The sequence below is a fragment of the Noviherbaspirillum sp. FW303-A3 genome (assembly GCF_058788695.1).
The window spans coordinates 37,784-64,432 of sequence record NZ_JBYTAZ010000003.1; the positions used below are offsets into that span (position 1 = coordinate 37,784).

Annotated in this window: 25 protein-coding genes; 20 read left to right on the forward strand and 5 right to left on the reverse strand. The window is 62.5% G+C overall.

The annotated features are described in order from the left end of the window. The first annotated feature begins 10 nt into the window (after positions 1 to 10). From AC3WOY_RS27970 to AC3WOY_RS28000, 7 genes are all read left to right on the forward strand, one after another. Positions 11 to 1,780, forward strand: coding sequence for an acyl-CoA dehydrogenase (locus AC3WOY_RS27970; RefSeq protein WP_492429787.1), 1,770 nt, complete (start codon positions 11 to 13; stop codon positions 1,778 to 1,780). 5 nt (positions 1,781 to 1,785) lie between these two features. Beyond that, a complete protein-coding gene (locus tag AC3WOY_RS27975) occupies positions 1,786 to 2,046 on the forward strand; it encodes a hypothetical protein (protein WP_492429789.1) in 261 nt (86 codons plus the stop codon). A gap of 13 nt (positions 2,047 to 2,059) precedes the next feature. Then, positions 2,060 to 2,638, forward strand: coding sequence for a cob(I)yrinic acid a,c-diamide adenosyltransferase (locus tag AC3WOY_RS27980; protein WP_492429790.1), 579 nt, complete (start codon positions 2,060 to 2,062; stop codon positions 2,636 to 2,638). Beyond that, positions 2,617 to 3,393, forward strand: coding sequence for an enoyl-CoA hydratase (locus AC3WOY_RS27985; RefSeq protein ID WP_492429792.1), 777 nt, complete (start codon positions 2,617 to 2,619; stop codon positions 3,391 to 3,393). The genes AC3WOY_RS27980 and AC3WOY_RS27985 overlap by 22 nt, the downstream gene beginning before the upstream one ends. Then, entirely contained in the window at positions 3,386 to 4,081 is a 696-nt protein-coding gene (locus tag AC3WOY_RS27990; RefSeq protein ID WP_492429794.1) for a nitroreductase, read from the forward strand. Before AC3WOY_RS27985 ends, AC3WOY_RS27990 begins: the two co-directional genes overlap by 8 nt. Positions 4,082 to 4,090: 9 nt before the next feature. Then, on the forward strand, positions 4,091 to 4,939 hold the full coding sequence (locus AC3WOY_RS27995) for a 3-hydroxybutyryl-CoA dehydrogenase (protein ID WP_492429795.1): 849 nt from the start codon (positions 4,091 to 4,093) through the stop codon (positions 4,937 to 4,939). Positions 4,940 to 5,242: 303 nt separating this feature from the next. Then, positions 5,243 to 6,901, forward strand: coding sequence for an electron transfer flavoprotein-ubiquinone oxidoreductase (locus AC3WOY_RS28000; protein WP_492429796.1), 1,659 nt, complete (start codon positions 5,243 to 5,245; stop codon positions 6,899 to 6,901). Between the two features lie 189 nt (positions 6,902 to 7,090). On the opposite strand, the gene AC3WOY_RS28005 is transcribed toward AC3WOY_RS28000, so the two are convergent. The 3 genes from AC3WOY_RS28005 to AC3WOY_RS28015 form a co-directional block, all read right to left on the reverse strand. Next, positions 7,091 to 8,770: an AMP-binding protein gene (locus AC3WOY_RS28005; RefSeq protein WP_492429797.1), complete on the reverse strand. Its 1,680-nt coding sequence runs from the start codon at positions 8,768 to 8,770 to the stop codon at positions 7,091 to 7,093. A gap of 108 nt (positions 8,771 to 8,878) precedes the next feature. After that, entirely contained in the window at positions 8,879 to 9,553 is a 675-nt protein-coding gene (locus tag AC3WOY_RS28010; RefSeq protein WP_492429799.1) for a Crp/Fnr family transcriptional regulator, read from the reverse strand. A 98-nt stretch (positions 9,554 to 9,651) separates the two neighbouring features. Continuing rightward, on the reverse strand, positions 9,652 to 11,553 hold the full coding sequence (locus AC3WOY_RS28015) for a sigma-54-dependent Fis family transcriptional regulator (protein WP_492429800.1): 1,902 nt from the start codon (positions 11,551 to 11,553) through the stop codon (positions 9,652 to 9,654). Between the two features lie 350 nt (positions 11,554 to 11,903). Here AC3WOY_RS28015 and AC3WOY_RS28020 point away from each other — a divergent pair, with 350 nt between their 5' ends. From AC3WOY_RS28020 to AC3WOY_RS28040, 5 genes are all read left to right on the forward strand, one after another. Continuing rightward, positions 11,904 to 12,806 carry a transporter gene (locus AC3WOY_RS28020; protein WP_492429801.1) on the forward strand — a complete coding sequence of 301 codons (903 nt, stop codon included), beginning with the start codon at positions 11,904 to 11,906 and terminating at the stop codon, positions 12,804 to 12,806. Positions 12,807 to 12,920: 114 nt separating this feature from the next. After that, entirely contained in the window at positions 12,921 to 14,573 is a 1,653-nt protein-coding gene (locus AC3WOY_RS28025) for a PQQ-dependent dehydrogenase, methanol/ethanol family (RefSeq protein WP_492429802.1), read from the forward strand. 88 nt (positions 14,574 to 14,661) lie between these two features. Continuing rightward, on the forward strand, positions 14,662 to 15,000 hold the full coding sequence (locus AC3WOY_RS28030) for a c-type cytochrome (RefSeq protein WP_492429803.1): 339 nt from the start codon (positions 14,662 to 14,664) through the stop codon (positions 14,998 to 15,000). A 38-nt stretch (positions 15,001 to 15,038) separates the two neighbouring features. Next, positions 15,039 to 16,541, forward strand: coding sequence for an aldehyde dehydrogenase family protein (locus tag AC3WOY_RS28035; protein WP_492429818.1), 1,503 nt, complete (start codon positions 15,039 to 15,041; stop codon positions 16,539 to 16,541). Between the two features lie 185 nt (positions 16,542 to 16,726). Further along, on the forward strand, positions 16,727 to 18,028 hold the full coding sequence (locus AC3WOY_RS28040) for a cobyrinic acid a,c-diamide synthase CobB (RefSeq protein WP_492429804.1): 1,302 nt from the start codon (positions 16,727 to 16,729) through the stop codon (positions 18,026 to 18,028). Positions 18,029 to 18,050: 22 nt separating this feature from the next. Here the strand turns inward: AC3WOY_RS28040 and AC3WOY_RS28045 are convergent, their stop codons facing one another. Further along, a complete protein-coding gene (locus AC3WOY_RS28045) occupies positions 18,051 to 18,185 on the reverse strand; it encodes a hypothetical protein (protein WP_492429805.1) in 135 nt (44 codons plus the stop codon). A gap of 73 nt (positions 18,186 to 18,258) precedes the next feature. After that, positions 18,259 to 19,278 carry a LacI family DNA-binding transcriptional regulator gene (locus AC3WOY_RS28050; RefSeq protein ID WP_492429806.1) on the reverse strand — a complete coding sequence of 340 codons (1,020 nt, stop codon included), beginning with the start codon at positions 19,276 to 19,278 and terminating at the stop codon, positions 18,259 to 18,261. A 354-nt stretch (positions 19,279 to 19,632) separates the two neighbouring features. Between AC3WOY_RS28050 and AC3WOY_RS28055 the strand changes: the two genes are divergently transcribed. The 8 genes from AC3WOY_RS28055 to AC3WOY_RS28090 all read left to right on the forward strand — a co-directional run bounded on the left by AC3WOY_RS28055 (position 19,633) and on the right by AC3WOY_RS28090 (position 26,426). Further along, complete coding sequence (locus AC3WOY_RS28055) at positions 19,633 to 20,154, forward strand: carboxymuconolactone decarboxylase family protein (protein WP_492429807.1); 522 nt, start codon at positions 19,633 to 19,635, stop codon at positions 20,152 to 20,154. Between the two features lie 11 nt (positions 20,155 to 20,165). Next, complete coding sequence (locus AC3WOY_RS28060; RefSeq protein WP_492429808.1) at positions 20,166 to 21,023, forward strand: SDR family NAD(P)-dependent oxidoreductase; 858 nt, start codon at positions 20,166 to 20,168, stop codon at positions 21,021 to 21,023. A 60-nt stretch (positions 21,024 to 21,083) separates the two neighbouring features. Then, positions 21,084 to 22,346 carry a branched-chain amino acid ABC transporter substrate-binding protein gene (locus AC3WOY_RS28065; protein ID WP_492429810.1) on the forward strand — a complete coding sequence of 421 codons (1,263 nt, stop codon included), beginning with the start codon at positions 21,084 to 21,086 and terminating at the stop codon, positions 22,344 to 22,346. Between the two features lie 94 nt (positions 22,347 to 22,440). Beyond that, a complete protein-coding gene (locus tag AC3WOY_RS28070; protein ID WP_492429811.1) occupies positions 22,441 to 23,391 on the forward strand; it encodes a branched-chain amino acid ABC transporter permease in 951 nt (316 codons plus the stop codon). Continuing rightward, entirely contained in the window at positions 23,388 to 24,644 is a 1,257-nt protein-coding gene (locus AC3WOY_RS28075) for a branched-chain amino acid ABC transporter permease (RefSeq protein WP_492429812.1), read from the forward strand. The genes AC3WOY_RS28070 and AC3WOY_RS28075 overlap by 4 nt, the downstream gene beginning before the upstream one ends. A 28-nt stretch (positions 24,645 to 24,672) precedes the next feature. Continuing rightward, positions 24,673 to 25,335: a carboxymuconolactone decarboxylase family protein gene (locus AC3WOY_RS28080; protein WP_492429813.1), complete on the forward strand. Its 663-nt coding sequence runs from the start codon at positions 24,673 to 24,675 to the stop codon at positions 25,333 to 25,335. Between the two features lie 477 nt (positions 25,336 to 25,812). Next, complete coding sequence (locus tag AC3WOY_RS28085; RefSeq protein WP_492429815.1) at positions 25,813 to 26,085, forward strand: type II toxin-antitoxin system Phd/YefM family antitoxin; 273 nt, start codon at positions 25,813 to 25,815, stop codon at positions 26,083 to 26,085. Beyond that, positions 26,082 to 26,426 carry a type II toxin-antitoxin system RelE/ParE family toxin gene (locus AC3WOY_RS28090; protein ID WP_492429817.1) on the forward strand — a complete coding sequence of 115 codons (345 nt, stop codon included), beginning with the start codon at positions 26,082 to 26,084 and terminating at the stop codon, positions 26,424 to 26,426. The genes AC3WOY_RS28085 and AC3WOY_RS28090 overlap by 4 nt, the downstream gene beginning before the upstream one ends. The last annotated feature ends 223 nt before the right edge of the window (positions 26,427 to 26,649 follow it).

Consider the following 26,649-nt stretch of genomic DNA (forward strand, 5'->3'; position numbering starts at 1 on the left):
AGACCGAACCATGAGCCAGTATCAACCCCCGCTGAAAGACCTTTCCTTCCTTCTGGGCGATGTCTTCGACTTTGACCAGCATGCGCAGCGTTGCGGTATCGACTGCGACACGGGAACCGTCCTTGCCATCGCGGAAGAAGCAGGAAAATTCGCGAGCGAAGTCATCGACCCGCTCAACCCCGGCAGCGACAGGAACGGCGCGAAATGGCAGGATTCTGTCGTGACGACGTCGCCGGGCTATCGTGAATCCTATGCGGGCTTCTGCGAAAGCGGCTGGAACGGCCTGCGCTTCCCCGAGCAGTATGGCGGACAGGGCTTGTGCGCGGTGGTCGCCACCGCCGTCGATGAAATGTGGCATGCGGCGAGCCTGAGTTTCGCGTTGTGCCCGATGCTGACCAATGGCGCGATCGAAGCGCTCCTCACGGCCGGTAACGCGGCGCTGAAGGAAACCTATCTCGCCAAACTGGTCAGCGGCGAGTGGACCGGCACGATGAACCTTACCGAGCCGCAGGCCGGTTCCGATCTCGCCGCTGTGCAGTGCAAGGCGCTGCGCCAGGAGGACGGCAGCTACCGCATCCACGGCCAGAAGATTTTCATTACCTACGGCGAGCACGACCTTGCCGAAAACATCATCCACCTCGTGCTGGCGCGCACGCCGGACGCACCCAAGGGCGTGAAGGGCATTTCGCTGTTCGTGGTGCCGAAGTTCATGGTCAATCCGGACGGTACGCCAGGCAGCCGCAACGACGTGCGCTGCGCGTCGATCGAGCACAAGCTGGGCATCCACGGCAGCCCGACCGCCGTCATGCTGTTCGGCGAAGGCGAGGGCGCGACCGGCTATCTCGTCGGTGAAGAGAGCCGCGGGCTGGAATACATGTTCATCATGATGAACGAAGCCCGCTTTTCCGTCGGCCTGCAAGGCCTGTCGGTGTCCGACCGCGCGTACCAGCATGCGCTGGCCTATGCGCTGGAGCGGGTGCAGGGACGCGCGGTCGGCGAAGCCGCGACCGGCACCATCATCCGCCACCCGGATGTGCGCCGCATGCTTCTGGGCATGAAGAGCCGGATCGACGCGATGCGCGCGCTGGCCGTGTACGTGTCCATGCAAAAGGATCTCGCGCATTCCGACACCGCGACCAGCGGCCAGGCGAAGGCAAGGATGGAACTGCTGGTGCCCGTGCTCAAGGGCTGGTTCACCGAATCCGCGCAGGATCTCACCTACGACGCGGTGCAGGTATTCGGCGGCATGGGCTTTATCGAAGAGACCGGCGCGGCCCAGTATTACCGCGATGCGCGCATCCTGACGATTTATGAAGGCACGACCGCGATCCAGGCCAACGACCTTGTCGGACGCAAGACCCAGCGTGATCGCGGCGAGGCGGCGTTCGCGCTGATTGGCGACATGATGGGCGACGTCAAGGCACTGGGCGAGAACGAACATCCCGCTGCGCGGCGCCTGTCCACCCGCCTGGCCGGCGCATGCGATGCGCTGCGCAGCGCCGTCAACTGGATCATCGAATCGCAGGAATCGGCGCCGCGCGCAGTCTATGCCGGTTCGGTTCCCTACCTCCACCTGTGGGGCACGGCGGTCGGCGGCTGGATGCATGCGCGCAGGCTGCAGGCGGCGCTGCGCAAAGGCGGCGCCGAACTCGCGGCGGTCGCGCAATCCGCAGCCTTCTTTGCCGACCATGTGCTGGTCAACGCGCCGGCACTGTCTGCCACGATCAGGGAGGGCGGCGGCAGCGCGCTCGACTTCCCCGATACCGCCTGGCTGGAGTGACGACCGTGAAACGACAGGAAATCCGCGATCTCAAGCGCGCGGTCTCGCATGAGAGCAACAAGAACGCGATGCTGGCCCTGCTGGAACGCTCGGTCCGTTTCGGACACAAACGTCTGGCGCTGATCCGCTGCATCCAGGCGGAGCGCCTCGGCATCACTCTCTCCCGGGAAATACTCAGCTATTGCCAGGATGTTGCCGACAGCCTGCCGGCTGATGCCCTGCAAAAGGTTGTCAGGCAAGCCGCGTTGATCGGCACGGTGCATTGACCGGAGAGAGGACATGGGAAACAGGCTTACCAGGATTTATACGCGCACCGGCGACGACGGCACCACCGGCCTCGGCGACGGCTCGCGCATCGACAAGGACAGCTTGCGCGTGCAGGCGATGGGCGAGGTTGACCACCTGAACGCCTTCATCGGAACGGTGCTGAGCCAGGCGGATGTTCCCGCGGCGGTCAGGGATTACCTTGCCGACATCCAGCACGACCTGTTCGACCTCGGCGCCGAGCTGTGCATCCCGGGCAGCGAGCGGATCACCCCGGAACATGTCACCCGGCTCGAAGTGCAGCTCGATGCATTGAATGCCGACCTCGGCCGGCTGGAGGATTTCATCCTTCCCGGCGGCACCCCGGCGGCGGCGCAGGCGCACCTCGCCCGGACCGCCTGCCGCAATGCAGAGCGCGCGGTGTTGGCGCTGGCGCGGGAAGGGGCGGGCGTCAACGCGCCGTTGCGCCGCTACCTCAACCGCTTGTCGGATTTTCTGTTTGTCACCGCCCGCGAACTGAACCGGTGCGCGGGGCGGAAAGACGTAGTGTGGGTTCAACGAAAGGGACAGCAATGCAGCAAGACACCATCCTGATCCGCCGCGAAGGCCGGGTCGGCATCCTCCAGCTCAACCGGCCGGCGCAGCTCAATGCGTTGAATGACGAACTCATGGATGCGCTCGGCGCAGCGCTGCTCGGCATGGATGCCGACGACGGCATCGGCTGCATCATCGTGACCGGCAGCAGCAAGGCGTTCGCGGCCGGCGCGGACATCTCCGCAATGCAGTCGAAGACCTACATGGACGCGTTCCGCCAGAACTTCATCGGCCGCAACTGGGAAACCATCCTGCGCGTGCGCAAGCCGGTCATTGCCGCGGTTGCCGGTTATGCACTGGGCGGCGGCTGCGAGCTGGCGATGATGTGCGATTTCATCATCGCCGCCGACAATGCCAGGTTCGGCCAACCAGAAATCAAGCTCGGCACCATTCCCGGCGCCGGCGGCACGCAACGTCTTCCGCGTGCCGTTTCCAAGTCGAAGGCGATGGACATGGTCCTCACCGGCCGCATGATGGATGCCGCGGAAGCGGAACGCGCAGGGCTGGTGTCGCGCATTGTGCCGCTGGAAAAGCTGGAAGAAGAAGCGCTCGCCGCCGCCACGGTCATTGCTTCCATGTCGCTGCCCAGCGTGACGGCCGCCAAGGAATGCGTGAACCGTGCCTATGAAAGCACACTCGCCGAAGGCGTGCTGTTCGAACGCAGGAACTTCCATGCGCTGTTCGCGACGAACGACCAGAAGGAAGGCATGGCCGCCTTCCTCGAGAAGCGCAAGCCGGAGTTCCGGCATGAATAGCGGAGGCTTGCTCGCATCGGCGACCCACCTGATCGCCGGGCGTCGCGCAGTACGTGCGTTTCAGCCCAGGCCGGTTTCGGAAGAGGTGATCGCCGCCGTCATTGAGCTGGCGCGCTACGCACCGTCCGGCTCCAATACTCAGCCGTGGAAGGTGTATGCAGTCACCGGCAGCAAGCAGACAGCCATCATCAATCGCCTGCGCGCCGCCTTCGACGATCCCGACGCGGCGGGGCGCCATTTGGAAGAGTACGACTACTATCCGCGCGAGTGGCATCCTCCCTATCTCGAACGGCGGCGCAAGGTGGGCTGGGACCTGTACAGCCTGCTCGGCATCAGCAAGGACGACAAGCGGCGCATGCATGCGCAGCATCGCCGCAACGTCGAGTTCTTCGACGCACCGGTCACGCTGTTCTTCACGATCGACCGCATCATGGGCAAGGGCAGCTGGTTGGACTACGGCATGTTCATCCAGAACGTGATGCTCGCTGCGCGCGCGCACGGTCTGGCGAGCTGTCCGCAGGCGGCGGTCAATCCCTTCCATGCGATCCTGCGCGAGGAACTCGGCTGGCCCGATGCCGAGATGCTCGTATGCAGCATGTCGATGGGCTATGAAGACCACGACGCGCTGATCGGCCAGCTGAAGACCGAGCGCGCCCCGGTGGAATCCATCCTTCAATTTTTTGACTGAGGCAGCAGTATGGAAATCAAGACGGTAGGCATCATCGGCGCCGGACAGATGGGCAGCGGCATTGCGCAAGTGTGCGCGACGGCCGGCATCGATGTCCTTCTCAATGATGTGAACGAAGCGGCCATTGCGCGCGGCATCGCCGGTATCGCCGGCAATCTGGAGCGCATGGTGGCGAAGCAGAAGCTGTCGGCGGACGACAGGGATGCGGCACTGGCAAGGATCCGGGGCGCCGTGCTGATCGACGACCTGGCGCCTGCCGGATTCCTGATCGAGGCGGCGACGGAAAACCTGGAGATCAAGCAGAAGATCCTGCAAGGCGTGGAACGCATTGCCGCCCGCGAGAGCATCATCGCGACCAACACGTCGTCGGTATCCATCACCAAGCTGGCGAAGTCGCTCGAGCACGCGGACCGCTTCATCGGCATGCATTTCTTCAACCCCGTGCCGGTGATGGGACTGGTGGAAGTGATCAGCGGCGTGCAGACCGGAGAACAGGCGCTTGCCGCAACGATGGCGCTGGCGAAGCGTCTCGACAAGACGCCGATCGCGGTGAAGAATGCGCCGGGCTTTGTCGTCAACCGCATCCTTGTGCCGATGATCAATGAAGCGATCTTCGTGCTGCAGGAAGGACTCGCGCGCGCGGAAGACATCGACAACGGCATGAAGCTGGGCACCAACCAGCCGATCGGCCCGCTGGCGCTCGCCGACCTGATCGGGCTCGATACCGTGCTGTCGATCATGGAAGTGTTCTATCGCGATTTCGGCGATCCGAAGTACCGGCCTGCGCAGTTGCTGAAGGAGATGGTGGATGCTGGCCGTTTGGGACGGAAGACGAAGAGGGGGTTTTACCAGTACTGAAGATGAGGCGGTAATGGTGCGCACGGCGCACCCTGCCGGCCGGCCTGATGCGGTTTGCGCTGCATCGGGCCGGTGTGCTTTTGGCGGTGCGTGAGGTGGCAAAAAATTCCGCATGGACTGGCGCTTTTCATCATTGGCGAGACCATGCCGGCGTCCCTAGAATTTGTTACCTCCGCGTTACACCGAAAGGAAAATCATGTCCATCTTCGAATATTTCATGTTTTGCTGGGAATGCAGCAAATGGTCTGCGCCGGTCCTTGTCGACACGCTTCCCGACAACCTCATCGCTGACGAGATCTGAACATGTCCCAACACGACGGACCGCGCGAAGCGATGGAATACGACGTGGTAATCGTCGGCGGCGGACCGGCAGGATTGTCCGCGGCCATCCGCCTCAAGCAGCTTGCCGCCGAAAGCAATGCCGAGGTATCGGTCTGCGTGCTTGAAAAAGGTTCGGAGGTCGGCGCCCACATTCTCTCCGGGGCGGTGATGGATCCCGTCGCCATGAACGAGCTCTTCCCCGACTGGAAAGAGCGCGGCGCGCCGATCAATACCGAAGTCACGGAAGACCGCTTCCTGTTCCTGACCGAAAAGAACGCGGTCAAGACGCCGGAGTGGGCATTGCCTGCCTGCTTCAAAAACCGCGGCAACTACGTGATCTCGCTGGCCAGCGTGGTGCGCTGGCTGGGGCAGCAGGCGGAAAGCCTGGGCGTCGATATCTTCTCCGGTTTTCCCGCCGCGGAAGTGCTTTACAACGACGATGGCGCCGTCAAGGGCGTCGCTACCGGCAACATGGGCATCGGCCGCCACGGCAACCCGACCGATCATTTTCAACCCGGCATGGAGCTGCATGCGAAGTACACCTTCTTCGCAGAAGGCGCGCGCGGTCACCTCGGGAAGCAGCTGATGGCGAAGTTCGGCCTGGACAAGGGCAGGGACCCGCAGACCTATGCGATCGGCATCAAGGAACTGTGGGAAATCGATCCGGCGATGCACAAGCCCGGGCTCGTGATCCACACCGCGGGCTGGCCGCTGGAGGCAGACACCTATGGCGGTTCCTTCCTCTACCACCTGGAAAACAACCAGGTCGCCGTCGGTTACGTGATCGGTCTCGCCTACCAGAACCCCTGGCTGTCGCCGTACGAGGAATTTCAGCGTTACAAGACGCATCCGGAAATCCGCAAATTCTTCGAAGGCGGCAAGCGCATTTCCTACGGCGCCCGTGCGTTGACGGCCGGCGGCCTGCAGTCGTTGCCCGAGTTGGTCTTCCGCGGCGGCGCGCTGATCGGCTGTGACGCCGGCTTCCTCAATGCGTCGCGCATCAAGGGCAGCCATGCGGCGATGAAGTCCGGCATGCTGGCCGCCGAAGCGGCATTCGAGGCCTTGCTGGAAGGGCGTGCGCAGGATGTGCTTACCGCCTTCCCGGAAGCCTTCCGCCAGTCATGGCTGCATGACGAACTCCACAAGGGGCGCAACTTCAAGCCAGCGATGGCGAAGGGGCTGTTCAAGGGCACGCTGATGGTCGGCATCGACCAGGTACTATTCCGCGGCAAGGCGCCGTGGACGCTGCGCCACAAGCATGCGGACCATGCATGCCTGCGTCCGGCGAGCGAATTCCAGCCTATCCGCTATCCGAAGCCGGATGGCAAGCTGACCTTCGACCGGCTGTCGTCGGTGTTCATCTCGAACGCCAACCATGCCGAGGACCAGCCCGTACACCTCACATTGAAGGATCAGGGCGTACCGGTGAAGATCAACCTCGCGAAATATGCTGGACCGGAGCAGCGGTATTGCCCGGCGGGCGTGTACGAGTTCGTGAAGGGGGATGGCGGCGAGGACAGGCTGCAGATCAATGCGCAGAACTGCGTGCACTGCAAGACCTGCGATATCAAGGATCCGACGCAGAATATCGTGTGGGTGACGCCGGAGGGGGGCGGCGGGCCGAGTTATCCGAATATGTAGGGGTGTTTTGAGGGAGCTTGCTGGCGGGCGTTGGCGCTCAATCCCGCAGCTTCATTGTCCTCATCATCCCCGCGAAGGCGGGGATCCATAGGCAGGTCGTACGTGGATACTCCCTATGGATTTCCGCTGCGCAGGAATGACGGGGAAGAGGGAGCGGGAGGTTGAGGTGCGCCTCCCGCATGCAATCACTCAGGAAGACAAATCCTCCTCCCGATACTCCCCACTCCTCCTCACATCGCCCATCTCCAGCTTGCGCAACTCCACCCTTCTGATCTTCCCCGAGATCGTCTTCGGCAACTCCGCAAACTCGATACGTCGGATGCGCTTGTATGGCGCGAGCCGTTCCTTCGCAAACCTGAAGATCGACTGCGCCAGTTCCTGCGAAGGCTCATGTCCGGCACGCAGCGTGATGAATGCTTTCGGCACGGAGAGGCGCAACGGGTCGGGACTCGGCACAATCGCCGCTTCCAGCACCGCTTCATGCTCGATCAGCACGCTCTCCAGTTCGAAAGGACTGATGCGGTAATCGGAAGACTTGAACACATCGTCGTTGCGGCCGATGTAGAACAGGTAGCCGTCCTCGTCCCGGCTCGCGGTGTCACCGGTGTGGTAGTAGCCTGCGCGCATCACTTCGGCGGTCTTCTTTTCCTCGCCTTCGTAGCAGCGCATCAGCCCGGTCGGACGCGGCGTCAGCGTGAGCGAGATTTCGCCGGTGTCCGATGGCGCGTCGTCATGGTCGAGCAGTACGACCGTATAGCCCGGCAGCGGCCGGCCCATGGAACCGGGCTTGATCAGCTGGCCCGGCGTGTTCCCGACTTGCGCGGTCGTCTCGGACTGGCCGAATCCGTCGCGGATGCGGATGCCCCAGGCCGACTCGACCTGCTCGATCACTTCCGGGTTCAGCGGCTCGCCGGCGCCGACCAGTTCGCGCAGCGGCACCTTGAACTTGCCGAGGTCTTCCTGGATCATCATGCGCCATACCGTCGGCGGCGCGCACAGCGATGTCACGCCGCAGCGGATGATCACTTCCAGACAGTTGCGCGCGTTAAAGCGCGCGTAGTTGTAGACGAATACCGTGGCGCCGGCATTCCACGGCGCGAAGAAGCAGCTCCAGGCATGCTTGGCCCAGCCGGGCGAGCTGATGTTCCAGTGGACGTCGTTCTTCTTCAGGCCGATCCAGTACATTGTCGACAGGTGGCCCACAGGGTAGCTCTGGTGGGTATGCAGAACGAGCTTGGGCTTGGAGGTCGTGCCGGAGGTGAAGTACAGCAGCAGGGGATCGTCGGCCAGCGTGGTGCCGTCCGCTTCAAAGCGCGCGTCTTCACGCGCGCTGTCCCCGTACGAATGCCAGCCTTCGGCCGCGCCGCCGACGGCGATGCGGGTATAGTCGCCGGCCAGTGTGGAAAACTTCACCGTTTCGCTCGCCTGTGCGATGACATGTTTGACGGCGCCGCGCTCCAGACGGTCCGCCAGGTCTTCCGGCGACACCAGCATGGTGGTCGGCACCATCACCACGCCCAGCTTGATGCCGGCAAGCATGGTTTCCCACAGTTCGACGCGGTTCGGCAGCATGATCAGCAGTCGTTCGCCGCGCTTGACACCGAGACGGCGCAGGTAGTTTGCGACGCGGTTGGAGCGCGCGACCATATCGGCGAAAGAAATTTTCTGTTCGCTGCCATCTTCTTCGACCACCCACAACGCAGGCGCGTGGTTGTCCTTTGCCTGGACGTCGAACACATCCAGCGCCCAGTTGAATTCGGTCAACTCCGGCTTGCGGTATTCGCGATAGGCGGTGTCGTAATCGTCGCGATATTGCTGGAGGAAATCGCGTGCCCTGAAGAAGGCTTCGCTGGCTTGACTGTTGCTCATGCTGTGTCTCCGTACTGGTAAGAATGAATGACGCGCCACTCCGGAAAAATTATAGGAGGGCGGCGCCGATCCGGCTGTCATTGCGAGGACAAAGTCCGTCGATGCACCTCAATCTTCGTCGTAAGTTTCCAGTCCCGAGCGGTCGAGGATGGCGATCTTTCCGTAATCGAGATTGATGAGTCCCAGCTTGCTGAGCTTGATCAGGACCTTGTTCGTGTAGGGACGCGACAGGCCGCAGAGCAGCGCCAGCTCGGTCTGGTTCAGCGTCACGGTATGCGGGAGGTCCTGCGGCTCATCCTGCGCCAGCATGCACAGCACCCTTGCCACCTTGGCTTCGGGGTCGACGAGGCGGTCCACCTGCAACGAAAGGATGAAGTGCCCGAGCCGGTTGTTCATCCGGTCGATAAGGAAGTGGCAGAACTGCAGGTTCGATTTGTACAGGGACAGGAAGACCGAGCGCGGGACGCAGGCGATTTTCGAGTGGCTCAGCGCGACGATATCGTACAGGCGGATGCCGCCCTTTAGCACCGACCCTTCGCCTATCCAGTCGCCGGCAGTGATAGCGACGTACGAGGTCGGCTTGCCGCTCTTGGACGTCACCGACACCTTCACGAAACCGGAAATGACGCCGTACCAGACATCGGCGGTGCCGCCGAACTGGCACACACAGCTGTCGGCGGGCACGGTGCGCATGAAGGACGATCGGAACAGCAGCGCACGTTCGTCTTTCGACAAGCCGGGAATGAACGGTTGCTGGTTCAGGAAGTTGTTGAGGACGTTCACGGCATTTCCACCTGTTGCCTATACCTCGCCGATACTAGAAAACATGGTTGCGGGGCGCAATGATATTAACTGCCACAAGTGATGCGAACTTTGACCACCTAGCCGTCGAGGCCCCTGGTTTCCAATGCCAGTCCATAGCGGCGCATCTTGCGGTACAGGGTCTGGCGCGCGATACCGATGCTGGCCGCGGCGGCGGCAATGTTTCCGTTCGTGGCACGCAATGCACCGCGGATGAGTTCCAGTTCGGTGCGCTTAATTCGCGACAAGGTTGCCGGCTCGTTTGCACTGTTTGATACCCGCTTCCTGTTGCCGGTGACTTCCTCGGGCAAATGCTCAAGCTCGATGCGCCCGCTGTCCTCGGCATACAGTGACGCGATGCGCAGTACATGCTGCAACTGGCGGATGTTGCCCGGCCACGCATATGCGAGCAAGGCCGACAGTGCGGTGTCGGACAGGGCGGGCACTTCGCGTCCGGCATTGGCCTCGCGCAAGAGGTGTCCGGCCAGTGATGCGATGTCGGTACGTTCGCGCAGCGCTGGCAGTCGGACATGGAGACCGTTGATCCGATAGAGCAGGTCTTCGCGGAATTCGCCGTTGGCCACGAGGCGGGACAGGTCGCGGTGGGTGGCGCACACCACCGCGATATCGACGGCGATCGCCTTGCTGCCACCAAGCCGGGTCAGGCTGCGCTCCTGCAGCACGCGCAGTAGGCGGCCCTGGAGTTCGTACGGCATGTCGCCGATCTCGTCGAGGAACAAGGTGCCGCCGTTGGCCTGTTCCAGCTTGCCGGCCGCGCCGCCGCGGCGGCCACCGGTGAATGCGCCTTCCACGTAACCGAAGAATTCCGACTCGATCAGCCCGGCCGCGATCGATGCGCAATTGATCGCCACGAAGGGGCCGTGCGCGCGCGGCCCGCTGTCATGCAGCAGGCGCGCGGCAACTTCCTTGCCGGTCCCGGTTTCGCCGGTCAGCAGCACCGGGATGTTGCGGGCATACGCGCGCCGGGCATGATGCAGCATCAGCTCGACGCGCTCGTCCTGGGCGATCGTTCCGGGTTGTGGCGTGGGTGTGATGCGCGCGCCGGGCACACTGCGCATGCCGCTCAGTGCGTCCTGCCGGAGTTCGCTGCCATGGCCGGCGCGCGCATGCAGCAGCAGCCCGCCCGCGCTTTGCAGCTGCACGGGCGCTTGCCGCGCGGCGCGCAAGCGGTCCATCGTCTGGTGGAAGGGCAGGTCGAACAGCGTGTCGAATGCAATAGGCGAATCCGTCGCCTGCATCAGCGCAAGCAGGTGACGCGCGGTCTGGTTCAGGCCGAGCAGACAGCCGTCTTTCGACAACGCGAGCAAGCCTTCGAGCGGCGTGCCGAGCATGTCGGAACGCGGATGGATGCGGATGAAGATCGCGTCGCGGATGTCGTAGACCAACCGATTCTCGACCGCGCGCGCAGCAAGCGTGAGCGCTTCCATCGCGATGCCGGTGTCATGGTTGCCGTTGCCGCTGGCATCGAGCGCGCCGACTAGCTCTCCGCACGGCGCGAACACCGGCACCGCTACACAGGTGAAATCCTTTGCTTCCTGCAGGTAGTGTTCGCTGCCGTTCACCACGACCGGCTTGCGCTCGGCGATTGCACATCCCGGGCCGTTGGTGCCGACCGCGACTTCACTAAGCGAGACGCCGGTGCGCAGCACCTGTTCGAGGCGCGCGGAATCACCGACGGGCTTGCCGAAGACATCGACGATCGTGCCTTCCTCATCCAGCCACGCGAGCATCCAGCCGCTGCCGCCGATGGTGCGCTGGAGTGTCGCCAGTTCGGGCGCCGCAATGGCGGCCAGCCGCTGGTTACGTTCACGCACGCGCTTCTGCTGCGCCGCGCTGACTTCATTCAGCAGCAGCGCATCGGTCGGCGAGATACCGTAGCGGCGCGAGCGGTCCCATGACTTCCTGACGATTTCGGACAGGGGCGAGCGCGGGTCTAGGCGCAACTGATCCAGGTTGAGCATCGTTGTCTCCTTTGATCGACGTCGCGACTTTTATCTAATTTGTTGTGTGCAACACGCGCGCCGGACAGTGGTGACTGACATTGTATCAGACGTGACACGACCAGACTGTCATTCAAATTACAAAGATTTCTCGTGCCCGCGCTGCCGGTGTCGCCTTCGTTGACAGCCCGGTTTCTGGCAGTGGTGCAATACGTGACACTCGTTCCGCTTTCCTGCATCGCAGCAATTTCCGCAAGTGCCTCAATTCACTGAATTTTCCGTCCTGGCATGGCTGCGTGGCACGGTCGCTGCAGGACATGGTGCGGCACATGACGATGCCTTTCAAAAAAACACCATCAAAGGAGAGTTGCATGAAGAGGAGAGCGTTGCTCAAAGGGGAAATGTCTTTCAAATGGGCAAGTTTGGCGGCCTTGCTGGCGGCGCTCGCAAGCGCGCCCGCGGCGGCAATCGACGTGGACGCCGGCGACTACACTGCGCTGCCGGCGGGCACCAACCTCGCGCTGGTCCACTACCAGCATGCGGAGCGTGACAAGCTTTACAGCAAGGGGACGAAGGTGCCCGTCAATGCGGGACTGGATTCGGATGTCGGCATCCTGCGCGGCGTGCACTTCATGGATATCGGCGGCTATATCGTCGATCCGCAATTCCTGCTGCCCTTCGGCAAGCTGAAGGCAAAGGACGGCACCAGCTTCCTAGGTGATGCCGGCGGCACGGGCGATCTCATCCTCGCGGCCACCGTATGGCTGGTCAACCAAAAGGAGTCGAACACCTATTTCGGCATCACGCCCTTCCTGACCCTGCCTACCGGCCATTACGACCGCAGCAAGCCGCTCAACCTCGGCGAGAACCGCACGAAGTTCACGCTGCAAGCCGGCTACATCACCTCGCTCGCGAGATCGCTGTCGCTCGACCTGGTCGGCGACTTCACGGTGTACGGGCGCAACCGGGAATTCGGCGCCGCCGGCGCCACGCTCGAACAGAAGACCAGCTACCAGGCACAAGCCCACCTGCGGTATCACGTCACCCCGGCCTTCGACCTGCGCGCTGGCATGTCCAAGGCCATCACCGGCGAGACGAGCGTCAACGGCGTAGACCAGGGCGACCGGGGCAGCACGACCAAGTTCAACATCGGCGCTTCGTACTTCCTGCGGCCGACGACGCAACTTCTTGCGACCTACGGACGCGATGCCTCGGTGCGTGAAGGATTCAAGGAAAACAATCGCCTGAACCTGCGCCTGCTGCAGGTGTTTTAAAGAACGGTAGGGTGGGTAGAGCGTAGCGAAACCCACCGGGCGCTCGAGATACGTCTACTGGTGGGTTTCGCTTTGCTCTACCCACCCTGTGGAACCATTCAGCAAGGAGAAGATATGAAAAAAATGATGTCCGCTGCAGCGTTGTCGCTGCAGCTCGCCGTCCCGTTCGCGCATGGCGCCAGCGGCGACGTCACGGTATACGGCCTCGATCAGGGCCAGCAGCGCCACAGCGCGCTCAAGCAGGTCAATACCGGCAATGTGAAGAACCTGGTGCCGGTATGGAACCTGAGCCTCGCCAGCAACCATACGCAGTCGCAGCAGCCGCTGGTGATCGACGGCATCATGTACCTGCCCACCGCCGACGCGACGCTGGCGGTGGATGCGCTGACCGGCCGCCAGCTCTGGAAAACATCGCTGAGCTACCCGCAGGATGTGTTCGGCGTGGTCTGCTGCGGCATCCTCAACCGCGGCCTCGCCGCGCACCAGGGCAGGCTGTATCGCGGCACGCTGGATGCGCACCTGGTGGCGCTCGACATGCAGTCCGGCAAGGAGGTGTGGCGCACGAAGCTGCAGGACTACAAGGAAGGCTATGCCATCACCGGCGCGCCGCTGGTCGCCAACGGCGTGCTCATCAGCGGCATCTCGGGCGGTGAATACGGCACGCGCGGCTTCATCGCCGGCTTCGATCCGGCGACCGGCAAGGAACTGTGGCGCCGCCACACCACGGCAGCGCCGGACGAAGCGGGCGGCGACACCTGGCCGGGCGAGACGTACAAGCGCGGCGGCGGACCGACCTGGCTGACCGGTACCTACGATCCGGCACTGGACCTCGTGTACTGGGGTGTCGGCAATGCCGGCCCGTGGAATGCCGCCTTCAGGAAGGGGGATAACCTCTATATCGGCTCGGTGATCGCGGTGCGGCCGAAGACCGGTGAGATCGCCTGGCATTACCAGTTTTCGCCGAACGACCCCTTCGACTATGACGGCACCAACGAACTGGTGATCGCCGACATGGATGTCGACGGTGCCAAGCGCAAGGTCATCATGCAGGCCAACCGCAACGGCTTCTTCTACGTGTTGGACCGCACCAGCGGCAAGCTGCTCAAGGCCAATCCCTTCGTCGACAAGATCACCTGGGCCAAGGGTATCGACATTAAGACCGGCCGGCCGATCGATACCGAGGACACGAAGAAGATCCGCGCTTCGCTGACCATGGACAAGGCCATCGATGTCTGGCCGTCGGCGCTCGGCGGCAAGAACTGGTCGCCGATGTCGTACGACCCCTCGCGGGGAGTGGTCTATGCAAACACGCTCAACATCGGCTTCCCGTACAAGACGGTAGATCCCGAATACAACAAGGGCGCGTTCTACCTCGGTATGGAATTCACCTCGCTGTCGTGGCCGGAGAACGGCAACCGCGGCTACCTGAAGGCGATCGATCCGCTCAGCGGGAAGACGCGCTGGCAGGTACCGTCGGCGATCCCGAATTTTGCGGGCGTGCTGACGACCGCCGGCGGCCTGGTGTTCACCGGCGCGATGACCGGCGAGTTCCTTGCGTACGACAGCATGACCGGCAAGAAGCTCTGGCAGTTCCAGACCGGCTCGGGAATCGTCAGCATGCCGATCACCTGGGAGCGCAACGGCAAGCAGTACGTGACGGTCACCAGCGGCATCGGCGGCGTCTATACGCTGTTCAGCGGCGACGACCGGCTGAAGAACATCCCCGCAGGCGGTTCGGTGTGGACCTTTGCCTTGATGGATAAGTAACGCTGGTCGGCTCCTTCCCCCTGCAAGGGGGAGGGAACACACAGTTTGTTTTGCTGAAGTACTTAGTACCTCTCACTCTGGAATAGCCATGATCCGTACCAGTTCTTCTTCTCTTCTCCGTCCGTACGCGGCAGTCCTGCCCGCCGTGCTGCTGGCAGCGCTCCCCGCATCCGCATCGCCTCAGGACGGCGACCCGGCGCGCGGCGCGCGCGTATACCGCCAGTTCTGCCAGCACTGCCACGGCCCGAACCTCGTCAATCCCGGTACCGTGTCCTTTGACCTGCGTCGATTGCAGCCGGACGAATATCCGCGCTTCAGCGAGTCGGTCATGAACGGCAAGGGCAACATGCCGCCATGGAAGGCAACGCTGAAGGAAGGAGACCTGGATGCGATCTGGGCTTACATCATGACCGCCCGTGGCGGTTGAACATCGCATCACAATTTTTTCAGGAGACAAGCATGGATATGCCCGATTTTCGCTCTATCGTCACATTGAAGACCGCGCGCTTCCTCGACACGCCGCGCCACAACATGCTGATTGACGGCGAGTGGACGGAAAGCCGCGACGGCAAATGGCTGGAGGTCCTCAATCCCGCCACCGAGCAGCGCGTTGCCGAAGTGCCGGCCGGCACCGCCAGCGACATCGACCGCGCGGTAAAGGCCGCGCGCCGCGCATTTGACACCGGCCCATGGGGCAAGATGCGTCCGTCGGAGCGCCAGCGCCTGCTGCTGCGCCTGGCGGACCTGATCGAAGAGAATGCGCAGACAATGGCCGAGATCGAATCGATCGACAACGGCAAGTCGGTGCAGATGGCGCTGGCGGTGGACGTCGCGCTGACTATCGATTTCCTGCGCTACATGGCCGGCTGGGCGACCAAGATCGAAGGTTCGACGATCGATGTGTCGGTGCCGTATGCGATGCAGGGCGAATTCTTCGCCTATACGCGGCGCGAACCGGTAGGCGTGGTCGCGGCCATCGTGCCATGGAACTTCCCGCTGCTGGTCGCCGCATGGAAGCTCGGACCGGCGCTGGCGACCGGCTGCACAGTGGTGCTCAAGCCGGCGGAACAGACGCCGCTGTCGGCGCTGTTCCTCGGCGAACTCATCCTCGACGCAGGCTTCCCGCAGGGCGTAGTCAACATCGTCACCGGCGACGGCCCGAATGCGGGGGCGCCGCTCACGCAGCACCCGCTGGTGCACAAGATCAGCTTCACCGGGTCGACCGAAGTCGGCAAGCTGATCGGCAAGACCGCGATGGAAAACATGACGCGCGTGACGCTCGAACTCGGCGGGAAATCACCGGTCGTGGTGCTTGACGATTGCGACCCGGCGGCTGCGGCCGCCGGCGCGGCCAACGCAATCTTTTTCAATCACGGGCAAGTCTGCTGCGCCGGTTCGCGGCTCTACGTGCAGCGCAAGATGTTCGACAGGGTGGTGGCCGACGTCGCCCAGATCGCCGCTGCGATGCCGCTCGGCCACGGACTCGATCCGAATGCACAGATGGGGCCGCTGGTATCGCGCGAGCAGATGGATCGCGTCTGCGGCTATATCGACATCGGCCGCAGCGAAGGCGCGACGCTGGTCACCGGCGGCGGCAGGGCAGGGGAGAAGGGGTACTTCGTCAAGCCGACGGTGTTCGCCGGCGACCGCCAGGACATGCGCATCGTGCAGGAAGAAATTTTCGGGCCGGTGCTGGTGGCGATGCCCTATGACGATCTCGACGAGGTGGCCGGCTGGGTTAACGACACGCCCTACGGGCTGGGCGCCAGCATCTGGTCCAACAACCTGTCGCGCGTGCAGCGCCTGATCCCGAAGATCAAGGCCGGCACGATCTGGGTGAATTGCCACAGCATGCTCGATTCGTCGGTGCCCTTCGGCGGCTTCAAGCAGTCCGGCTTCGGCCGGGAAATGGGGCGCGCATCACTCGATGCCTACCTTGAATCGAAGTCGGTGTTCATGGCTATCTGAGCCTGCACAACGCCTGTCTCCACTCCGATCCGCATCGGGTTATGGGGTGTTTTCCGGCGGCTTAGGCCGCCGGATTTTTTGCCTTCTCCGTTTTCCTTCTTCGGTTACACTCCCGCATCCCCAGACCGGCGCTGCACCGGCATCCTCGCTGGCATCGCAGCACAGCCTTTCATGGAGCCACAGCAATGACATCCCGATACACCGCGCGCGCCGTGATGATGGCCGCCATTTCTTCCGGACAGGGCAAGACCTCGGTCACTGCCGCGCTTGCGCGCAAGCTGACGCAGCAGGGACAGCGGGTGCGGGTGTTCAAGAGCGGTCCTGATTTCCTCGATCCGCTGATCCTGCAGCGCGCCAGCGGCGCTCCTGTCGAAAACCTCGACTTGTGGATGGTCGGGCTGGAACGCTGCCGTGCGCTGCTCGCGCAGGCGGCGGCGGAAGCGGATGTCATCCTTGTCGAAGGTGTGATGGGTCTGTACGATGGCACGCCGTCCTCGGCCGACCTCGCGCGTGCGTTCGGCATTCCGGTCATGGTCGTCCTTGATGCGGGCGCGATGGCGCAAACCGCGGGGGCGCTCGTGCTCGGCCTGCAGCAATACGGCCCGGTCGACGTCGCCGGTGTTATCGCCAATCGCGTCGGCACGCCTCGCCATGCACAGATGATCCGCGAGGCAATGCGCGGCATTCCGCTGCTCGGCACGCTCGCGCGCCAGGAAGAGTCGCTGCCGGAACGGCATCTCGGCCTGGTGCTGCCGGAAGAGGTGGCGGCCTTCGATGCCATCCTCGACAGGCTGGCGCAGGAACTTGCGCTCGATGAGGATGCGTGGAAGACAATGCAGCCGATCAACTTTGTCGATGCCGGCGAAGCTTTCCGCCCGGCGCGTTCGCTGCAAGGCAAGACCATCGCCGTGGCACGCGATGCCGCCTTTGCCTTCCTGTATCCGGGCAATCTCGCATGCCTGCGCGAACTCGGGGCGGAACTCCGGTTTTTCTCGCCGCTCGCGGACGAATCACTGCCAGAGGGTAGCGATGCGGTCTACCTGCCGGGCGGCTATCCCGAATTGCACGGGCAGGCATTGTCCAATGCAGCGCGCTGGCAGCAATCGATCCGCGCCGCGCACCAGGCGCACGTGCCTGTCGTCGCGGAATGCGGCGGCATGATGGCGCTCGCCGAATCGATCACCGGCAGCACGGGAGCAACGTGGCCGATGGCCGGTATCCTGCCGGGCAGGGTGATGATGCAGACCCGCCTTGCCGCCATCGGACAGCAGGCATTGCACACCGCGCAGGGAGAATTGCGGGGACACGCATTCCATTATTCGCGGCTGGAAGGCGGCGTTGCACCCGCTATGCGTACCGTCAAGCAAGTGTCCGGCGAAGCGGGAGAGCCGGTGTATCGCATCGGATCGCTGACCGCTTCATACTTCCATGCGTACTTCCCGTCGAATCCCGCCGCGATCGCCGACCTGTTTCTGGGTGTGAGCTGAAGATGACTGATAATCTGCATCGCTATCCCAACGCGGAAATCAACGGAGTGTACCGCGCGAGCGGCGCGACATCCGCCATTTCCAGGCACGCCGATTCCGTGGGGAGCAGCTTGACCGCTTCAACGCCGCCGCGCACTGGAAGCATTCCGGCACGCATGTCTCTCGTTGGAGTTCGGCCACCACGAGAGGTTCGGGACCAAAGCAGCCAGCCCGTCCACTGACAGGCGCGATCACACGACCTTCGGCGACGCGCAGGAAGCCGCGATCACCAGCTCCGTCGGCTTGGTGATCCGCCGGCATGGCGCCGCATCGCCAAGCCGGATGCGGTCCAGGATCATTTCTGCCGCAATCCGGCCATGCTCTTCGAGGTCGAAGCGCAGCATCGTCATTTGCGGATGGGCAAATTCCAGCGTCTCCGGTGTACCGATGGCGATCACGGACAGGTCGTGCGGAATCGACAGGCCAGCCTCGTATGCAGCACGCAAGGCCGCCGACAGGATGCGCGTGCCGAGGCCGATGACGGCCGTCGGCGGCTTGTCCGACGCCAGCAGCGCCTTCATGTCGTCATAGGATGAAAGCAGGCGCGGATTGATTTCCTTGACCAGACGCGGGTCGGCGGTGCGGCCGGCTGCGGCATAGGCTTCATGGTAGCCGGCGATTCGTTCCTTGCCGGGGCGGATCAGCGCACCGGGCGTGAACAACGCAATGCGCTCATGGCCGAGCGAGAACAGGTATTCGATCGCCTGGCGCACGCCCGAGCGATGGTCAACGGCAATCACGTCGCAATCGATCGAGAGGTCGCGATCCAGGATCACGAGCGGCAACTGGCATTGCGCGAAAATGTCGGTGGCGGGACCCGGCGCTTCATTGAGCGGCGTGGCGATGATGCCGTCCATGCCGCGGCTGGCAAACAGACGCATCAGCTCCTGCTCGCGCGCCACGCTGCCGCGTGTATTGCCTAACAACAGCATGTAGCCGCTTTCCTGCAGCCGCGCCTCAATTGCGGACACATAGGCGGCGTAGAGCGGGTTGGCGAGCTCGGGGATCAGGCAGCCGATGGTCTTGCTCGATCCGGTGCGCAGGTTGCGTGCGTTGGCATCCGGCCGATAACCCAGTTTTTCGACCGCGGCGCGCACTTTGGTTTCAAGTTCCGGGCTCACATAGGTGCCGCCATTCAGCACGCGGGACACGCTCCCGATCGACACGCCGGCTTCCCTGGCGACGTCGCGTACCGAGGCTTTCTTGTTCATGGATTCCTTTTCTGTCATGGCGGAGGGCTGGCTGTTTCCTGATCACAGGTGCCATTGTACCCGGCGAACACGTTTCATGAAACGTTTCATGACTTGTTTTCACATTCAGCCGCCACCTCATATCGCCATCCTCGTCTGAATCCTCTCTGAAAGAGCGCACCAGAAGGCGTGTTTGCTCAAAATCAGCTTGGTGAAAAATTGCGTTGTTTATGAAAACGTTTTTATATATACTCCGCAAAACGCAAGAACGGCGCGGCCTTCTCATGAAACACCATGAATCAATACCCGCAAGACCGCCTCAGCGAGAAGAACCAAAACCCAGGCGCCTGCACGCGCCCCACCAAAGGAGACAAGATGGCAAGAATCCCTTACCACGACATGACCGGCCTGCCGCCGGATCTGGTTGAACTGATCAGGACGCGCCCGCCGCTCAACCTCTACCGCATGCTGCCGCATGCGGTAACCGTTGCACCCGGCTTCCTGCAAATGGGGCGCGCGATCCTGACCAACTCGGCGCTTGACCCGCAACTGCGCGAGCTGGTCATCCTGCGCGTCGGTGCACTGAGCAAAGCCAGCTACGAAATCTTCCAGCACCGCCGTGTGGCGCAATCGGCCGGCGTCACCCAAGCCAAGATCGAGGCCGCGCTGATGCTCGCGCCCGATACCGTCATGGACGACTTCGAACGGCTGCTGATGCGCTTCACCGACGCGGTCGTCAAGGAAGTGAAAGCGCCGGACGAGCTGTTCAATGCGGTTGCGGAGAAGTTGTCGCTGCGCATGCTCTCCGAGCTCCTGCTCACCATCGGCTTTTACATGCTGGTCAGCCGCTTCCTGGAAAACACCGGTGTCGACATCGAAGAACAACCGGTTCATTAGGAGACATCGACATGCACAACGCTACGGAAAAACTGAAGGCGGAAAGCCAGCTGTTCGCCCCCGCACTCGGCCTGGAGCCATCAAGGGGCCGGCTGGCCGGCAGGAAGATCCTGGTCGTCGGGGCGGGGCAGAGACCGTCGAACGACCCCGGCATCTACGGCAACGGCCGCGCGATGAGCGTGCTGTTTGCGCGTGAAGGCGCGGCCGTTGCCTGCGCGGACATGGTCCTGGAGTCCGCCGAGGAAACAGCCGGCATCATCCGCGACCGGGGTGGAGAAGCGCATGCCATCGAAAGCGATGTCTCCTCGGAAGCGAGCGTCGCTGCCATGGTGCGCACGGCGGCAAAGCATCTCGGCGAGCTGGACGGCCTGGTACTCAATGTTGGCATCGGCAACGGCCGGTCGCTCGCCGACGAGACCGAGCAGAGCTGGGACGCGGTCATGGATGTCAACCTGCGCGGCCACATGCTGACCGCCAAGCACGCGCTGCCCGTCCTGTCGACCGGCAGTTCGATCGTCTTCATTTCCTCGGTCGCATCGCGCTCGCCGATGAGCCGGCAGCCCGCCTACGAGGCATCGAAGGCCGCGCTGGTCGCCCTGTGCCGCGCCGTCGCGCTTGACGGCCAGCCGCGCGGCATTCGCGCCAACGTGCTGTCGCCCGGCCTGATGGACACGCCGATGGGCCGCGACGCCAGCGCCAAGCGGCCCAGCCGCGCCACCCGCCCGCTGCCCTTCGGCCGCCAGGGAACGGGTTGGGAAGTCGCGTATCCAGCGCTGTTCCTGCTGTCGGCCGAATCGTCCTATGTGAATTCGCTGGACCTGATCGTCGACGGCGGACTCACCTCCAGCGTGGTGCTGATGCAGGCATGAACACCCCGGCGACGCCTCGCAGAAGGCGCGCCGCACCAATCCCATCGAGAAGGAAGAGACATGAAGAAAACCCTGGCGACGACCGCCCTAACTCTGGCCCTGACCGCGTGCCTATGCCTGTCCGCGTCCGCGCACGCTGACACCATCAAGATCGCATTCATCGATGCATTGAGCGGTCCCATGGCCAATGTCGGGGAAACCACGCTCAAGAACATCCAGTACACCGTCGAGCAGATCAATGCGAAGGGCGGCGTCCTGGGCGGGAAGAAGCTGGAAGTCGTGCCCTTCGACACCAAGCTGTCGCCGAAGGAAGCGATCATCGCGCTCAAGCAGGCCTCCGACGCGAAGATCCATTTCATGCTGCACGCGGTCAGTTCCTCCGTCGGCAGCGCGCTGCTGGAAAGCGTGAACCGGCAAAACGAGCGCACGCCCGACAACCGCATGCTCTACCTCAACTACGGCTCGGTCGACACCAGCTTCACCACCAGCAAGTGCAGCTTCTGGTTCTTCCGCTTCGCAGCCAACAGCGACATGAAGACCGAAGCGCTGGTCAATGAGCTCGCCGCGAACCGCTCGATCAAGAAGCTCTTCCTGATCGCGCAGGATTTCCCCACCGCGCACGACGCGATCGAACTCACGCTCGCCCTGCTGAAAAAGAAGCGCCCGGACATCGAGATCGTCGGCACCGAGTTCCACCCGATGGGACGCGTCAAAGACTTCACGCCCTACGCCGGCAAGATCAAGGCCTCGAACGCCGACACCGTCATCGCCGCCAGCTACGGCAACGACCTCACCCTGCTCATCCGCGCCGGGCGCGAGATCGGGCTGCAGGCGAATATCTACACCTTCTACGCGAACGGACTCGGCGCGCCCGGCGCCATCGGCGAGGCTGGCGTCGGCAAGGTCAAGCTGATCACCGAATGGCACAACAACGCCATGCAGTCGGAGGCGATGGAGCGCTTCTACAACGGCTTCAAGCGCAAGTATCCGGACCCGAAGGACGAGTTCGTCAGCTACCCCGGCAAGCTGGCGGTCGAGATGCTGGCGCAGGCATTCGAGAAGACGAAGTCGACCGACCCGATGCAGGTCGCACTGGCGCTGGAAGGCATGAAGCACGTGGCCGAGACCGGCGAGGTCGCGATGCGCAGGGATGACCACCAGATTTCGCTGCCGTTGTTCGTGGCAACGCTGGAGAAGAAGGGGGCGCCCGGAGTGGCGCGCGACTTGGACGGGAGCGGCTTCGGGTTCAAGAACAATGTGCGGATGGATGCGATGACGACGGCGTTGCCGGTGAATTGCAGGATGGCGCGGCCGGAGAAGTAGACCGCCGCGAACAAGGGAAAGAACCACTCCTTCCCCTTCAAGGGGAGGGAATACAGAGACTTACATACCTGAGTTTCTCCACCCGAAAACCATCATGGACCACATCCTCATCTCTCTCCTCAACGGCCTCTCCTATGGCCTGCTGCTGTTCATGTTAAGCAGCGGCCTCACCCTCATCCTCGGCATGATGGGTGTGCTCAACTTCGCGCACACCAGCTTCTACATGCTGGGTGCCTACTTTGGCTACCAGATCAGCCGCTGGACCGGTTTCTGGCCGGCGCTGGCGATTGCGCCGCTGGTAGTCGGCGTCATCGGTGCGCTGGTGGAACGCTACGGCCTGCGCCGCATGCATCGCTACGGCCATGTGGCCGAGCTGCTGTTCACCTTCGGCCTCGCCTTCATGATCGAGGAGATCGTGCACCTGGTCTGGGGGCGCGCGCCGGTCGAATACCGCATTCCCGCCGAACTCGACCGCACACTGTTCTCGCTGTTCCAGTACGAATATTCGGCCTACCGCGCGTTCATGATGCTGGTCTCGCTGGTCATGCTGGCAGCCATCTACCTCGGCCTGACGCGCTCGCGCATCGGTCTCGTGATTCAGGCCTCGCTCACCCATCCCGGGATGGTGGAAGCGCTCGGCCACAATGTGCCGCGCACCTTCATGCTGGTGTTCGGCGGCGGATCTGCGCTGGCGGGACTGGCGGGCGTAATCGGCGGCAATGCGTTCATCACCGAACCTGGCATGGCGGCGGCGGTAGGCAGTATCGTGTTCGTGATCGTGGTAGTCGGCGGCATGGGTTCGCTATACGGCGCGTTCATCGGCTCGCTGCTGATCGGCGTGCTGCAGACCTTTTCCGCGGCCTCCGACATGTCGCTGCGTGCGGTGTTCGACAGTGTCGGCCTGCAGCCCGCGCCCGGTACGCTCATCGCGCAGCTTGCCGCCGTGAAGCTTTCTCAGCTCGCGCCCATCCTGCCGTACTTCCTGCTGGTCACGATGCTGGCCTTGCGCCCGCAGGGACTGATGGGCAACCGGGAGGAAGAATGATGGCCGCCTTGCCCTCTTTCCGCTTCGGCGCCCCGCACGCGATTGCGTTGTTCGGCGCCGTCGCACTGTCCCTGCCGGTCTTCTTCCCGCAGGACTTCACGCTGTCGATGCTGTCTTCGATGGGCATCGCGATCATCCTCGCGCTGTCCTACAACATGCTCTACGGACAGGCCGGCGTGCTGTCCTTCGGACATGCTGTCTACAGCGGACTGGGCGCGTATTGCGCGATCCATATGCTGGCCGCGATCAATGCCGGCTTCCCGTTCCCGGTCGGCATGCTGCCGCTGGTCGGCGGGCTTGCCGGCCTCGTATTCGGCGTGCTGTTCGGCTACCTGAGCACGCGCCGCGCGGGCACGCCCTTCGCGATGATCACGCTGGGCCTGAGCGAGCTGGTCAGCACCTGCGCGTACATGATGCCCGGACTGTTCGGCGGCGAACTCGGCATCTCCGCCAACCGCACGCGCGGCGGCCTGGACTGGGGCATCGAATATGGCACGCAGGCGCAGGTGTACTACCTGATCGCGGCCTGGATGCTGGCGTCGATGGCGGCCATGTACGCCTTCACGCGCACGCCGCTCGGGCAGATTGCGAACGCCCTGCGCGACAACGCCGAACGGCTGCGCTTCATCGGCTACAACGCGCACCTCGTGCGCTTCCAGGTGCAGCTGATCTCGAGCTTCTTCGCCGGCGTCGCGGGCGCGCTGTCCGCCATCAACTACGAAATCGTCACCGTCGACAGCATGGGCTTGCATGCGTCCGGGATGATGATGCTGATGACCGTGATCGGCGGCGCCGGCAGCTTCTTCGGGCCGGTGTTCGGCGCGATCCTCGTGACCTTCCTGCAGACCGCGGTCGGCGCCTACACGCAGGCGTGGCCGTTCTACTTCGGCCTGCTGTTCCTGGTCGTGATCTATTGCGTGCCGGAAGGGTTGTCGAGCCTGGTTACCATGCACCGGCCGGTGTGGCGCATGCCGCTATTGCTGCGCCTGCTGCCTTCCTACGGACTGGCATGTGCCGCCGGGCTGACCATGCTCGCCGGCATCGTCGCCGCGGTGGAAGCAATCTACCGCTGGTCAGACCATGCCACGGCCAACACGCTCGTCCTGTTCGGCGCGACCTTCAGCCCGGCATCCGCCGCCACCTGGATTTTTTCGACGACCGCGACAGGCGTCGGCGCACTGCTGCTATTGGCCAGCTTCCCGCGCGCGCAGGCCGCCTGGAAGAACGCGCTCGCGCAGCACGAGCCGACCTGATTATTTTTTCATCACCACGGAGTTCACCATGCCACGCATTTCCGTCACCCGAGCAGCTGCGCTTCTCGCCGCCGCGCAATTGCTCTCCGCCTGTTCATCCCTCTCTCCCGCGACAAAACCCATGCCCATGCCCCTGACCCAGCCGCGCATCGCCCCCGTCTCGCAAGCCGGCGCCACGCCCGAGCAGAAGAAATTCCTCGACGCGCAAGACCCGGCCTATGTCCGCCTCAACATCGTAAAGACATTTGCCCGCAATCCGGCGCTGGCGGAAACCTGGATGCCCTTCGCGCGCTACGTCCTGCGCACCTCCACCCTGCCGCCGCGCGACCGCGAAATCCTGATCCTGCGCATTGGCTGGCTGAACCAGTCGCAGTATGAATTCACGCAGCACGTGCGCGTGGGCAGGGCCGCCGGCCTGAGCGATGCCGACATCACCCGCATCACCGCGGGCCCCGATGCGCCGGGCTGGACACCCTTCGAGGCAGCACTGATGCGCGCCGCTGACCAACTTCATGGCCGCTCGATGATCGACGACGAGGTGTGGAACCAGCTGAAGACGCGCTATGACGAAGCGCAGTTGATGGACGTAGTGGTCACCGTGGGACAGTACAACCTGGTGTCGTGGTACCTGAATACCCTGGGAACGCCGTTCGAGGAAGGGGTGGCGCCGTATCCGATGCAGGGGAAATAAAAAGCATGCCGATCGCGGAAGGAGCCGAGTTCCTTCCGCACGAGCATTAATCGCCCTTTTGACAATTTTTCGTTATTGTCTGCCTTCCTTCCGTTGCAAATAGTTTGAACAGATTTATGCAAACCGACGAAGGGTGGTTCCGACAATTGGAACTTGCAATTCTTGGCTCCGTAAGTCCTTGATTTTATTGGCACCGTCATTTCGGACAATTCGCCAAAAGTGCTGTCACAGATTCCATACAGATGGACTCGCTCAAAAATGAGCAATTTGCATTTGAAATTAAGTTTCCCTAAGCAAAACAAGTTCCGGAAAAACGGGACATTATGAGCGTAATGTCAAAAAAGTTTGCAGGTGACAACCGGGTCGACACAGCGTGTAAGGGCGAGATCGCTCTATTCGAAGAAACCTGTGGACGCTTGTGCGGCGACTAAATTCAGTCTATATTTAGACATGCTGCCTCAATTGTCCGGAGCTCTCATGCAATTCTCCTCCCATATCAAACCCATTAGTTATCTGAAAGAAAAGACTGCGACCGTGGTCAAGGAAATCACGGAGAGCCGTGAACCCATGATAATTACGCAAAATGGCGAGGCGACGTTTGTTGTCCAGGATATCAAGAGCTTCGAACAGACACAGCAGACGTTGGCATTGCTAAAACTACTGGCGTTGGGCCAGAAAGACATTGAACGCGGAGAATTCAAGGAGGCCGACGACTTCTTTGCTCAGATGGACAAGGAATTGGCTGGATGACCTATCGTGTTGTCCTGCTGAGGAGCGCCCAATCCGAATTGCACGATCTCGTCACGAATTACCTGGTTCCCAATTTCGGTGCGCAGGTAGCGCGCGAGAAGTACGCTGCAATAAAGCGGTCTGTCGAATTGCTAAAAGAGAACTCGCGATTGGGCAGGCCCGTACCCGAGCTTGAGGACACGGGATTTGAGCACTTCCGCCAGATGATTGTCGAAGACCTTAACAAAATCATTTATCAAATCGACGACGAGAAGCAGACCGTCTATGTGCATATCTTTTGCTCGACCCGACAAGACTTCGAGACGCTTCTCCGGAAGCGATTGTTGAGAACTGCCCCTTGATCGTTCCGCTTTCATGTGCACTTTTCTTGGGCGGCCCAGGTGGTTCCGACAATTGGAACTTGCAATTCTTGGCTCCGTAAGTCCTTGATTTTATTGGCACCGTCATTTCGGACAATTCGCCAAAAGTGCTGTCACAGATACCATACAGATGGACTCGCTCAAAAATGAGCAATTTGCATTTGAAATTAAGTTTCCCTAAGCAAAACAAGTTCCGGAAAAACGG

Bases quoted from the DNA above. Each gene is read 5' to 3' on its own strand.
- AC3WOY_RS27970 (WP_492429787.1), top strand. From the start codon at position 11: ATGAGCCAGTATCAACCCCCGCTGAAAGACCTTTCCTTCCTTCTGGGC.
- AC3WOY_RS27980 (WP_492429790.1), top strand. From the start codon at position 2,060: ATGGGAAACAGGCTTACCAGGATTTATACGCGCACCGGCGACGACGGC.
- AC3WOY_RS27985 (WP_492429792.1), top strand. From the start codon at position 2,617: ATGCAGCAAGACACCATCCTGATCCGCCGCGAAGGCCGGGTCGGCATC.
- AC3WOY_RS27990 (WP_492429794.1), top strand. From the start codon at position 3,386: ATGAATAGCGGAGGCTTGCTCGCATCGGCGACCCACCTGATCGCCGGG.
- AC3WOY_RS27995 (WP_492429795.1), top strand. From the start codon at position 4,091: ATGGAAATCAAGACGGTAGGCATCATCGGCGCCGGACAGATGGGCAGC.
- AC3WOY_RS28000 (WP_492429796.1), top strand. From the start codon at position 5,243: ATGTCCCAACACGACGGACCGCGCGAAGCGATGGAATACGACGTGGTA.
- AC3WOY_RS28005 (WP_492429797.1), bottom strand. From the start codon at position 8,770: ATGAGCAACAGTCAAGCCAGCGAAGCCTTCTTCAGGGCACGCGATTTC.
- AC3WOY_RS28015 (WP_492429800.1), bottom strand. From the start codon at position 11,553: ATGCTCAACCTGGATCAGTTGCGCCTAGACCCGCGCTCGCCCCTGTCC.
- AC3WOY_RS28020 (WP_492429801.1), top strand. From the start codon at position 11,904: ATGAAGAGGAGAGCGTTGCTCAAAGGGGAAATGTCTTTCAAATGGGCA.
- AC3WOY_RS28025 (WP_492429802.1), top strand. From the start codon at position 12,921: ATGAAAAAAATGATGTCCGCTGCAGCGTTGTCGCTGCAGCTCGCCGTC.
- AC3WOY_RS28030 (WP_492429803.1), top strand. From the start codon at position 14,662: ATGATCCGTACCAGTTCTTCTTCTCTTCTCCGTCCGTACGCGGCAGTC.
- AC3WOY_RS28035 (WP_492429818.1), top strand. From the start codon at position 15,039: ATGCCCGATTTTCGCTCTATCGTCACATTGAAGACCGCGCGCTTCCTC.
- AC3WOY_RS28040 (WP_492429804.1), top strand. From the start codon at position 16,727: ATGACATCCCGATACACCGCGCGCGCCGTGATGATGGCCGCCATTTCT.
- AC3WOY_RS28045 (WP_492429805.1), bottom strand. From the start codon at position 18,185: ATGCGTGCCGGAATGCTTCCAGTGCGCGGCGGCGTTGAAGCGGTCAAG.
- AC3WOY_RS28050 (WP_492429806.1), bottom strand. From the start codon at position 19,278: ATGAACAAGAAAGCCTCGGTACGCGACGTCGCCAGGGAAGCCGGCGTG.
- AC3WOY_RS28055 (WP_492429807.1), top strand. From the start codon at position 19,633: ATGGCAAGAATCCCTTACCACGACATGACCGGCCTGCCGCCGGATCTG.
- AC3WOY_RS28060 (WP_492429808.1), top strand. From the start codon at position 20,166: ATGCACAACGCTACGGAAAAACTGAAGGCGGAAAGCCAGCTGTTCGCC.
- AC3WOY_RS28065 (WP_492429810.1), top strand. From the start codon at position 21,084: ATGAAGAAAACCCTGGCGACGACCGCCCTAACTCTGGCCCTGACCGCG.
- AC3WOY_RS28070 (WP_492429811.1), top strand. From the start codon at position 22,441: ATGGACCACATCCTCATCTCTCTCCTCAACGGCCTCTCCTATGGCCTG.
- AC3WOY_RS28075 (WP_492429812.1), top strand. From the start codon at position 23,388: ATGATGGCCGCCTTGCCCTCTTTCCGCTTCGGCGCCCCGCACGCGATT.
- AC3WOY_RS28080 (WP_492429813.1), top strand. From the start codon at position 24,673: ATGCCACGCATTTCCGTCACCCGAGCAGCTGCGCTTCTCGCCGCCGCG.
- AC3WOY_RS28085 (WP_492429815.1), top strand. From the start codon at position 25,813: ATGCAATTCTCCTCCCATATCAAACCCATTAGTTATCTGAAAGAAAAG.
- AC3WOY_RS28090 (WP_492429817.1), top strand. From the start codon at position 26,082: ATGACCTATCGTGTTGTCCTGCTGAGGAGCGCCCAATCCGAATTGCAC.